The 11782-nt window shown below is 32.4% G+C and carries 10 protein-coding genes; 7 read left to right on the top strand and 3 right to left on the bottom strand.

Translation table 11 applies throughout. The annotated features are described in order from the left end of the window. Window positions 1–33 precede the first annotated feature (33 nt). The 3 genes from OA85_RS14480 to OA85_RS14470 all read right to left on the bottom strand — a co-directional run bounded on the left by OA85_RS14480 (window position 34) and on the right by OA85_RS14470 (window position 2770). A complete protein-coding gene (locus tag OA85_RS14480) occupies window positions 34–720 on the bottom strand; it encodes a response regulator (RefSeq protein WP_039110523.1) in 687 nt (228 codons plus the stop codon). After that, window positions 713–1825, bottom strand: a complete 1113-nt coding sequence (locus tag OA85_RS14475) for an ATP-binding protein (protein WP_231557113.1) — start codon at window positions 1823–1825, stop codon at window positions 713–715. Before OA85_RS14475 ends, OA85_RS14480 begins: the two co-directional genes overlap by 8 nt. Before the next feature lie 198 nt (window positions 1826–2023). Then, window positions 2024–2770, bottom strand: a complete 747-nt coding sequence (locus OA85_RS14470) for an NUDIX domain-containing protein (protein WP_039110522.1) — start codon at window positions 2768–2770, stop codon at window positions 2024–2026. Between the two features lie 158 nt (window positions 2771–2928). Between OA85_RS14470 and OA85_RS14465 the strand changes: the two genes are divergently transcribed. The 7 genes from OA85_RS14465 (at window position 2929) to OA85_RS14435 (ending at window position 11483) form a co-directional block, all read left to right on the top strand. After that, the gene (locus OA85_RS14465) at window positions 2929–5391 is read left to right on the top strand and encodes a glycoside hydrolase family 3 N-terminal domain-containing protein (protein ID WP_039110521.1); all 2463 of its coding nucleotides are present in this window, start codon (window positions 2929–2931) and stop codon (window positions 5389–5391) included. Between the two features lie 257 nt (window positions 5392–5648). Continuing rightward, a complete protein-coding gene (locus tag OA85_RS14460) occupies window positions 5649–6758 on the top strand; it encodes an acyltransferase (protein WP_039110520.1) in 1110 nt (369 codons plus the stop codon). 181 nt (window positions 6759–6939) lie between these two features. Next, complete coding sequence (gene panB / locus OA85_RS14455) at window positions 6940–7758, top strand: 3-methyl-2-oxobutanoate hydroxymethyltransferase (protein WP_039110518.1); 819 nt, start codon at window positions 6940–6942, stop codon at window positions 7756–7758. A 94-nt stretch (window positions 7759–7852) separates the two neighbouring features. Continuing rightward, complete coding sequence (locus OA85_RS14450; RefSeq protein ID WP_039110517.1) at window positions 7853–8542, top strand: RluA family pseudouridine synthase; 690 nt, start codon at window positions 7853–7855, stop codon at window positions 8540–8542. A 76-nt stretch (window positions 8543–8618) separates the two neighbouring features. Then, the gene (locus OA85_RS14445) at window positions 8619–9947 is read left to right on the top strand and encodes an aldehyde dehydrogenase (protein WP_039110516.1); all 1329 of its coding nucleotides are present in this window, start codon (window positions 8619–8621) and stop codon (window positions 9945–9947) included. Continuing rightward, window positions 9938–10675, top strand: coding sequence for a nitroreductase family protein (locus tag OA85_RS14440; RefSeq protein ID WP_039110515.1), 738 nt, complete (start codon window positions 9938–9940; stop codon window positions 10673–10675). The genes OA85_RS14445 and OA85_RS14440 overlap by 10 nt, the downstream gene beginning before the upstream one ends. Window positions 10676–10715: 40 nt before the next feature. Then, the gene (locus OA85_RS14435) at window positions 10716–11483 is read left to right on the top strand and encodes a hypothetical protein (RefSeq protein ID WP_039110514.1); all 768 of its coding nucleotides are present in this window, start codon (window positions 10716–10718) and stop codon (window positions 11481–11483) included. Window positions 11484–11782: the final 299 nt, after the last annotated feature.

The following is an 11782-nucleotide window of genomic DNA, read 5'->3' as shown; positions in this document are numbered from 1 at the left end:
CTTAAAGCTGATTACTTAAAAGCATTATGGATTTTAGCTGGTGTTAAAGCGATAACCAACTCCAGATTCTGTGTTGATATATTTAGGTCGGTTTGGGTCTTCTTCGATTTTTTTACGAAGTTGTGCCACAAAAACACGCAGGTATTGTGTTTGATCAGAATAGCTGTTGCCCCAAACTTGTTTGAGTAAATACTGATGCGTGAGTACTCTGCCTTCATTTTTAACCAAAATGGAAAGCAAATTATATTCAGTAGTTGTTAATTTTAGGATTTCATTTTTTAACTTGACAATTCTCGAAGTAAAATCAATCGAAATTTCTCCAAACTCGATTATTGGTTCATTTTCATCTTGGTTTAAATTCCTTAAAGCGGTGCGAATTCTAGCCAATAATTCTTGGGTTCTGAATGGTTTTGCCAAATAATCATTGGCGCCATTATCGAGTGCTTTTACAATTTCTTCTTCGGTATTTTTTACAGTTAAAATCAAGATGGGCTTTTTATACCATTCTCTCAATCTTTTTAAAACTACCTGTCCATCTTCGTCTGGCAAACCTAAATCCAAGATGATTAAATCCGGCTGATGGTTTGCTGCAAGGGATATACCTTCCTTTCCATTTACAGCGAAAATAGTTTTATATCCATTAGAATCTAAAGCGATTTCGAGTAGTTTCCTAATTTGGATTTCATCGTCTATGATTAATATTTCGGCTGAATTATTCATTTGAAATGGCTGCTGTATTCATTACTAATGTTGGGAAATATATTTTAAAAGAGGAACCGCCTTCTTCTTTATTTTCTAAAGTTATTTTACCATTTTGGGCTTCAACAAAACCTTTTACAATAGACAATCCTAATCCGGTTCCTCCCGTTTTAGAATTTTGCAATCTGTAGAATTTATCAAAGACTTTATCTATTTCAGCTTCTGGGAAACCGTTTCCATCATCGGAAATAGTGATGACACACGGTATTAATTTATCTGGATTATATTCAAAATCAATATCCGGATTATATTCTACTTTGATTTCTATTTTAGCACCTTTTGGAGTATACTGTGAAGCATTAAAAACCAAATTATAAATAATTTGTTCCATCAAACCGTAATCCAATTTGAAAAGCGGTAAATTTTCATCAGCAACAACAACAATTTTATGAAATTGTAAATCATCCTTCAAACTATCCAGAACATTATAAACCAATTCTTTTAAATCACACCAATCCATTTTTGGTTGTATTACACCCGATTCTAACCTGGACATATTCAATAAATTCTCTACTTGATGATTTAAACGTAAAGATGCTTTTTCGATTTCGGAATATAATTTTTGTTTATTTTCCTCAGAAATAGTTAACGTTTTACTTTGTATCGTATCTATGGAGCCCATAATTGTAGAAATGGGAGTCCGTAATTCATGTGATAATGAATCCAATAAAGCATCGTATAGCTTCATTGTATTTATCCTGAGTTCTTTTATTTGCAATATTTTTTCGGCTTTTCTAATTCTATAGGTCAAAACTCCGTTGATAAGTGCAATTAGAAAGAATAAAAACAATAATAAAGAATCTTCGGCATTACTGATATGAAATGTATAATAGGGTTTCAAAAAGAAAAAATTCATGATTAAAGCACTTAAGATAGCACTTAACAATACTGGAAAAATATCTAAAAATGTAGCTAATAAAGAAACTACAACCAACAATAAATAACCCACAATTTTGTAATCCAAATAATCTCTAGTGAACAAACATAGCGAAGCAACTATGCTTACTGACAATACACATATCAGGTATTGGTTTTCTCTTTTTATTTGGTTTAAAATACTTCTCACAACTATCTTTCTTATTAACACTACAAAGTTAAATGATATGTTGTAAGTATTTTATAATATATCTGAACAAGACATAAAGATTTTATAAAGATTTCTTTCGCTGATTTCTTAAAACGTTTCCAGTAAAGAAGAATATGTACTTCTTATTCTCCGTCAATGATGAAAATACAAATGCACTCCTTCAAAAACTTAAAATTTCTACCAACCTTCATTTAATCCATTTTTAAGTGCTAATCGGTATTTTTCTAAATCAAATTTATATAAATCCGGTGCTTTATGCGCTCCCCCTTTTCTGCTTTCTTCTAATTTTTCGAGGATATCATAACGCAGCATCTTTCTATAAAAATTACCGCGATTCAACTTCTTTGCTAAAATAATTTCATACAATTTTTGAAGTTCAGGCATCGTAAATTTTTCAGGCAATAAACTGTAGCCAATAGGTTTATGATTTAATTGTCTGCGCAGCGTTTCTAATGCTTTATCAAAAATACTTCTGTGATCCATCATAAAATCTGGCAATTCATCAATTGATTTCCATTCGCACGCATCAGAAAAATCATCCATAACTAAATTTACATGGTGAAAATCAACTAAGGCATAAAATCCAACGGATAGAAATCGCTGTTTGTTCCATAGCGTGTCCGGAAAATCATCAAAAATTCCATCGGATCGATTTAAATCACTAAAGACTTTAAATTCTTGCAAATAAATATTTTGCGCACCTGTTCTACTAAATAAAATTCTATTGGCCGCCTCTTTAAGATTTTCTGTTTTTAAAACATATCCTCCGGGAAGAGCCCAAAGATCTGCCTCTTTCAATCTTGTAACCAACACTTTTAAGATAGTGTCATGAAATCCAAAAACGACACAATCCACGGATAAATTTGGGATGTATATATCCCAAGCTTCAGCTGATTTTCCTTCTATTATTTTATTAAATTCCATTATTTTATATTGATTGCAAAAATACGAAATTGATTATAATTTTCACTTTAAAAACTGATAATCAAAAAATAAACTGTCTTTTTTTGCAAATATTAAAAAAAATAATTAATATTGCTTCATAATGAAGCAATAAAAAAACTATTTACTAAAAAAACCAAATGAAGAACAATTCAATTTCAAAAATCGCAAAGACTTCGCTGCTGTCAGCGCTTGTCATTTCTGGAATTTCTTGGGCAAAAAACCCAGAAGTAAAAGAGACTAAACCAAATCCAATAATCACTGTTAATGGATTTACCTTTTCTGATTTAAATAAAAATGGAAAGTTAGACCGATACGAAGATTACCGTCTTTCAACTCAAGACCGAATTCAAGATTTAATCAATCAAATGACTGATGACGAAAAAGCGAGTATGCTTATTGGAATAGGAATGCCAGGTTTTGACTGGGCTAAAATGCAGTTTTCCACTGAAAAAGACACCGCAAAAGTTCCCGGTTCTGCAGGAGGAACAACAGCCATTTCTCGTTTAGGAATTCCTTCCGTAATTGTATCTGATGGTCCTGCTGGTTTGCGTATCAAATCCATTAGAGAAGATGATTCGAATACGTATTATGCTACCGCATTCCCTGTGGGAACAGCACTAGCTTCTACTTGGAATGTAGCACTTATCAATACTGTTGGTAAAGCAATGGGTAATGAGGTAAAAGAATATGGAGTTGATGTTTTATTAGGTCCGGGAATGAATATTCACAGAAACCCATTATGTGGAAGAAATTTTGAATACTATTCTGAAGATCCATTAATAGCTGGGAAAATTGCAGCTGCAATGGTAAATGGTGTACAATCTAATGGTGTAGGAACCTCAATAAAACACTTTGCTGCCAACAATCAGGAAAGAAACAGAATGGGTGTTAATGCTCATGTTAGCGAAAGAGCGTTACGCGAAATATACCTACGAGGATTTGAAATTACAGTTAAAGAATCACAACCATGGACGGTAATGTCATCTTATAACTTATTAAATGGCACTTACACATCAGCACGTAAAGATCTATTGACTACTGTACTTCGTAACGAATGGGGATTCAAAGGATTAGTAATGACAGACTGGTTTGGAGGTTATAATGGATTTGGAGCTATTATGGATAAAAACGTTGTTAGTGATGTGGCCAAACAACTTACAGCAGGAAATGATTTATTGATGCCGGGTTTACCTGCACAACAAAAAGTAATTGCTGAAGATATAAAAAGCGGAAAATTATCTAAAGAAGCAATCAATATCAATTTAAGAAGAGTATTAGAATTGGTTATGAGATCTCCCGCAATGAGCAATTACAAATATTCTAACAAACCAAACTTAAAAGAAAATGCAGAAGTTACAAGACAAGCTGCTGCAGAAGGGGTAGTTTTATTAAAAAATAATAATGTATTGCCTTTTACTTCAAAATCAGCTCCTTTAGCCGTTTTTGGTGTAACCTCTTATGATTTTATCTCAGGTGGAACAGGTAGTGGTGATGTTAACGAAGCCTATTCTGTTTCATTAATTGATGGTTTAACGAACTCAGGATTCTCAATTGACAAAGAATTAGAAGGATTATACAAACCTTTTATGGCTACTCAAAAAGAGATTGAAACAAAAAGACGTGAAAAAGAAGGTTTATTGGCAACTCCAAAAAGACTTCCTGAATTAGAATTAAATTCGGAAATCGTTCAAAATAAAGCGAATACTTCTGAATTAGCATTAATCACAATTGGAAGAAATGCTGGTGAAGGAGATGACCGTAAAGTAGATGAAGATTTTAATTTAGCTCAAGATGAAATCAACTTAATCAATACGGTTTCAACAGCTTTTCATGCTCAAGGCAAAAAAGTAGTTGTAGTTTTAAACATTGGTGGTGTAATCGAAACAGCTAGCTGGAAAGATAAAGTAGATGCTATCCTTTTACCTTGGCAACCGGGTCAAGAAGGTGGAAATTCTGTTGCGGATGTTTTCTCTGGAAAAGTAACTCCTTCTGGAAAATTAACAATGACTTTCCCTGTAAAATATGAAGATACACCATCCGCTAAAAACTGGATTGGAACACCTGCTGAAAATCCTACAAGTGTAACTTATGAAGAAGGAATTTATGTTGGATACCGTTATTTCAATACATTCCATGTAAAACCATCTTATGAATTTGGTTACGGATTATCTTATACAACATTTGATATATCTAATTTAAAATTGAGTTCAAGCACATTTACAGACAAAATGAATGTTACCGTAACCGTAAAAAATACCGGTAAAATAGCAGGTAAAGAAGTAGTAGAACTATATCTTTCTGCTCCTGCAAAAACAATTGATAAACCAACAGAAGAATTAAAAGCTTTTGGTAAAACTAATTTATTACAACCTGGAGAAAGTCAAACGATTGTATTGACATTAAATTCAAAAGATTTAGCTTCATTTATTCCTAACAAAAATGCTTGGATTGCTGAAGCAGGTTCTTATAAAGTAGCAATTGGAACGTCATCATTAAATATTAAGCAAACAGCAAATTTTACTTTAGCAAAAGAGAAAATTGTTGAAAAAACAAATGCAGCGTTTGCTCCGGATGCAAAATTTGCAGACTTAAAACACTAATTTATACATTACAATTATTAAATTATTGATGCAGCTTCTTCAAAGAAGTAGTAATTAAAAGCCTGACAGCAATGTTGGGCTTTTATAATAAAGATTAAGTGCTATTTAAGTTTTTCCCTAACTTGAAATAAGTTTGATTAATTTACATACCCTTTAAACTATTTAACGATCAAGGAGAAAAAATGCTTTTTTTAAGTAGAGAAATATATATTTTTGAAACCAAATACTAACTTACGACAAAAACACAAGATAAAGACATGAATATAAGCACTTTAAAATCAAAACCCCATTATCCTATCTTAGATGGTTTGCGTGGCGTAGCCGCATTGATGGTGGTTACTTTTCACATTTTTGAGGCACATGCTACAAGTCATCTGGACCAAATAATAAACCACGGGTATCTTGCGGTTGATTTTTTCTTTTTATTATCTGGTTTTGTTATTGGCTATGCCTATGATGACCGATGGGATACTATGTCGATTGGAAATTTTTTCAAACGCCGATTGATTCGTCTTCAGCCTATGGTAATTATGGGAATGATTATCGGAGCTTTGTTATTCTATTTTCAAGATTCAATATTGTGGCCTACTATTCATGATGTACCTGTATGGAAAATGCTATTGGTAATGTTCATTGGATTTACGCTGATTCCTGTCCCACCTTCTTTGGATATTCGTGGATGGACAGAATTGCATCCTCTAAATGGCCCAGGTTGGTCATTGTTTTATGAATATATTGCCAATATTTTGTATGCTCTTTTTGTTAGAAAATTTTCAAAAACTGCGCTTTCGATACTCGTATTTCTTGCTGGCTGCGCATTAATTCATCTTGCAGTTACAAGCCCAAATGGGGATATTATTGGAGGTTGGTCACTAGAACCAACGCAAATGCATATTGGTTTTGCTCGAATGATGTATCCCTTTTTTGCAGGATTATTGCTTTTCCGTATAGGAAAATTGATTCACGTAAAAAATGCTTTTTTTTGGTGTAGTTTACTAGTTATAACAGCATTAGCTATGCCAAGGATTGGTGGAAGTGAGCATTTATGGCTGAATGGTATTTATGATTCAGCAGTTGTAATTTTATTTTTCCCTCTGATTATTTTCTTGGCGGCAAGCGGAGAGATTAAAAGTAAATTTTCTTCACGGGTATGTAAATTTTTCGGTGATATTTCGTATCCGATATACATTACTCACTATCCAATAATATACATATATACAGGATGGGTAGCAGATAATAAAATACCCTTTAGTGAAGCATTTCCTGTAAGTATATTAGTTTTATTATCGTGTGTTGCGCTTGCTTACATTTGCTTGAAATTATATGACATACCTGTAAGACAATGGATAAATAAAAAAATATCTTAAATCAAGTTGGAAATGATTTTTTGATAAAAACAATAAATAAAAAAAATCACTTACATAACTTTAAATATTTTCAATTTAACAATGGTTAAAAAATGGATTTGATTTATTTCAAGTCCATTTTTTTGTTTAAAACTAATCGATTTTACTACTTTTACAAACTAAATCTGAAATCTAATATCAAATGTCTGTAGCAAAAAAAGATTACAAAAGAATTACAACAAAGTCATTAATTGAAATGAAAGCCAATGGAGAGAAAATTTCTATGCTGACCGCTTATGATTATACGATGGCTAAAATTGTTGATACTGCTGGAATCGATGTAATCCTTGTTGGTGATTCTGCTTCGAATGTAATGGCTGGACACGAAACGACTTTGCCTATTACTTTGGACCAAATGATATACCACGCTTCCTCTGTAGTTAGAGCCATAGAAAGAGCCTTGGTTGTGGTTGATTTACCTTTTGGAAGTTACCAATCTGACCCAAAAGAAGCGTTGCGTTCAGCTATCAGAATCATGAAGGAAAGCGGTGGACATGCCGTGAAACTGGAAGGTGGAAAAGAAATCAAAGATTCTATCAAGAAAATATTAAATGCAGGGATTCCAGTAATGGGACATTTGGGTTTAACCCCACAATCTATCTATAAATTTGGAACGTATACGGTTCGTGCCAAAGAAGAAGAAGAAGCACTTAAATTAATGGAGGATGCTAAATTACTTGAGAAACTAGGTTGTTTTGCCATCGTTATCGAAAAAGTTCCTGCAGATTTAGCCGAAAAAGTAGCCAAAAGCATCTCTATTCCAGTTATTGGTATTGGTGCTGGGGGTGGCGTTGACGGACAAGTTTTGGTTATTCACGATATGCTTGGTATGAATAATGAATTCAGTCCTCGTTTCTTGAGAAGATACATGAATTTATATGAAGGAATGACAACTGCAATCAGTCAATATGTTGCTGATGTAAAATCGAGTGATTTTCCTAATGCTAATGAGCAATATTAATTTAGACATCATAGATTTTTAGATAGTTAGACCATTTAGATTCAATATCTAAGTAGTTTGATATTCTAAGAAGTCCAACAATCTAAAAATCCAAATGAAAATAATTTCGAATAAAAATAACTTACAAATTCTTCACGAAGACAACCATCTTATTGTTGTCAATAAACGTGTTGGCGATATTGTGCAAGGCGATAAAACCGGTGATAAACCTTTGAGTGAAGTTGTTAAAGAATACATCAAAGATAAATACAACAAACCCGGGGAAGTTTTTCTGGGTGTTGTACATCGTTTAGACAGACCTACAACCGGAATAGTCGTTTTTGCCAGAACAAGCAAGGCTTTAACCCGAATGAATGAACTGTTTAGCAATCGAGAAACTCAAAAAACGTATTGGGCTATCGTAAAAAACAAACCTTCAAAAGAAGAAGATAATCTCGTTCATTACATAAAAAGAAACGAAAAAAATAACACTTCCAAAGCGCATATAAAAGAAGTTCCTGAAAGTAAATTAGCCAGTTTAGATTATAAAATATTCAAGGAACTCAATAACTATTTTGCATTAGAAATTAATCTTCACACAGGAAGACATCACCAAATCAGGGCGCAACTTTCGGCTATAGGTTGTCCTATAAAAGGGGATTTAAAATACGGGTTTGACCGTAGTAATCCTGACGGTGGAATTCATTTGCACGCTAGAAAATTAACGTTCATTCATCCCGTTACAAAAGAAGCTATTACTATAACTGCTCCTACTCCATCAGACTCTATCTGGGAAGCATTATAATTTTTTTTTAAGAATAATTCATTATGTAAATTATAAAAATTAACTTGCATAGCACTAAATAAACGGTGTGTCTCTAATGAATTACAAAACTAATATAGGTTCTAGAAAAGAAACTTTAATAAAGTTACTGAATGTCATTATTACTCATGAAAATGAAATTATTCAAGCTTTATACGATGATTTTAAGAAACCGGCTTTTGAAGCGGTACTCACAGAAACCAATTACGTTATTTCTGAATTAAAAGACACCATAAAGAATTTACATAAATGGGCAAAGCCAAAGAGGGTTTTCCCTTCCATTCTCAATTTCCCTTCCACCGATTATATTTATAAAGAACCTTACGGTAAAGTACTGATTATTGCGCCTTGGAATTATCCGTTTCAACTGGCTCTTTGTCCTTTAATTTCGGCTGTTGCGGCAGGAAATCAAGTAGTTTTAAAACCTTCTGAACTCACTCCAAAAACGTCCGAAATAATTGCAAAAATTATTGAACGAACATTTCATAATAATCATGTCGAAGTTATAGAAGGCGGCGTTGAAGTCACTCAGAACTTACTTTCACAACGCTGGGATTATATTTTTTTTACAGGAAGCGTTCCGGTTGGCAAAATTGTGGCAAAAGCTGCCGCCGAAAACCTAACTCCCGTAACATTGGAGCTTGGCGGAAAAAACCCTTGTATTATTGATGAAACTGCCAATTTAAAACTCGCTGCCAAAAGAATCGTTTGGGGAAAATTCATAAACGCCGGACAAACGTGTATTGCACCCGATTATATTTTGATTCAAAAAAACATGAAAAGCCATTTTTTGGAATTCATGAAAGAAGAAATCACAAAAGCATATAGTGAAAACCCTAAACTATCACCCGATTATGCCCGAATAATAAATCAAAAAAACTGGCTCCGATTAGTCAATATGATTGAAGAAGAGAAAATTATTTTTGGAGGTCAAACTGAAATTGAAAATTGTTACATCTCCCCTACGCTTATTGATGAATCGAATGTGGACAGTCTGATTATGAAAGAAGAGATTTTTGGTCCTTTACTTCCTATTCTTTCCTATGAAAATGAGACAGAAATAAATGCCATAATCTCTAAGTACGAGAAACCTTTAGCCTTGTATGTTTTCACAGAAAATCATTCGTTTGCACAAAAAATTATACACAAATATTCTTTTGGTGGTGGCTGTATCAATGATACGGTAATCCATTTTTCTAATAAAAGATTACCTTTTGGAGGTGTTGGCCATAGCGGAATAGGCGCGTATCATGGCAGTTTGAGTTTTGACACTTTTTCGCATAAAAAAGGAATCGTAAAAAAAGCAAATTGGTTGGATTTACCGATGCGTTATGCCCCTTACAATGATAAATTAAAAACAATTAAAAAATTATTAAAATGGTTGTAGCCAATGAAAAATCGGTAAGTGAAGCCATTAAATACCGACGGTCTGTTCGAGTTTTTAAAAATGAACCCATTGATGCACAAAAAGTAAAAGAATGTATTCAATTAGCTACACTTGCAGCTACGAGCAGTAATATGCAACTTTGGGAATTTTACCATGTCATTTCTCCTGAAATTATACAAAAAGTAACAGCCGCAAGTTTTGGCCAAAATGCAGCAAAAACAGCACAACAAATGGTTATAGTTGTCGCGAGAAAAGATTTATGGAGAAAAAGAGTACAGTCAAATATTGATTATTTAAAATCACTGTATGGAAACAAACCAGAATCAACTTACTCGAAAAGAGAAAAATTTGCTTTGAATTATTATCAAAAAATAATTCCAACGCTTTACTTTGATTTTCTTGGAATCATTGGAATAGTAAAATTTATTGCTTTTCAAATCATCGGATTATTCAAACCTATTTACAGAGAAGCAAGGCAAAGTGATATGCGTATTGTCGCTCATAAAAGTGCCGGACTTGCTGCTCAAAATTTTATGATAAGTATGGCAGCAATAAACTATGATACTTGTCCTATGGAAGGTTTTGATTCGCTAAGAATAAAAAAAATATTACATTTACCTGCTTCATCCGAAATAAATATGATTATAGGATGTGGACTTCGGGAGGAACAGGGCGTTTACGGAGAACGTTTTAGGATTCCTTTTGAAGAAGTCTATTTTAAAATATAAATACATTTAATTCACACCTTAAAAACTAACAAACCAATTGATGAGAACTACAAAAGAAAAAATTGAAGAAATAAAAAACAATGGATACCAATTAGATTTTGCAAACGTTTTTAATTTGGCATTTGAAAACTATAAAAAAATTGCAGTATATGCTGGCTTAATGATATTTGTTTTCTCAGTATTTATAGGAATACTAACTGCTGGAGCTATAATTTATACTTTTGGAATGTCTGGTATGAATCAACAGTTTTTAGAAAATTTAAAAAACGAAAATTTCACAGGAATTTCTCTTTTGATATATATAGTCAGTGCAATAATTTTTACTTGCCTGTTAAGCCCTTTTCCAGCAGGATTAATCAAAATGGCTCATTTCGCTGAAAAAGATGAAGAATTTCATGTTTCAACAGTTTTCGAATATTACAAGGCTCCCTATTTTAAAGAATTAGTTATTTCAACTTTAACAATTTCTATTTTAAGTTCAATACTATCATCCCTTTTTGATTATAGTGGAATTAAATTTATAGGTACTTTGTTATCTATGATACTATCGTTTTTTACTTTCCTAACTATTCCGCTTATTATTTTTGGTAATTTAAAAGCAATCGATGCTATTAAATCTAGTGCCATCATTATTGCAAAACAACCTTTAGTAATTTTAGGATTAATCATTGTGGCAATTATAGCATCAATGGTAGGATTTATAGGATGTTGTATTGGAGTGTTTTTTACAATTCCTTTTATGTATTCTATGTATTATTCTATTTACATTTCTATTATAGGAATTGATCCAGAAAGCGAATTGGAATAGATTACCTTAAATATTTAATTTTTAACATCAAAACACAACTAAAAAATTTATGTTGTGTTTTGATGTTAAAAAAATCATTATATTTCTTGACCAAAAGATAGAAACCCAAATCGAGTCTTTCAAACCTAAGCAAAATATATTCTATGGTATTCTACTATAGCTCCTTATTATTAACTAAACTTAACCTTACTTTTTTTAGTTCGTTTAATGGTTTTATAATGTTCAATCATTTTTTATTAATTAAAAAACTGATTAATAACGACTTGAAATTTTGGTTAGTAATTACTATTTTACTCATT

Source organism: Flavobacterium sp. AED (genome assembly GCF_000812945.1).
Classification (GTDB): Bacteria; Bacteroidota; Bacteroidia; order Flavobacteriales; family Flavobacteriaceae; genus Flavobacterium.
This window is presented reverse-complemented; position numbering and strand designations above follow the sequence as displayed.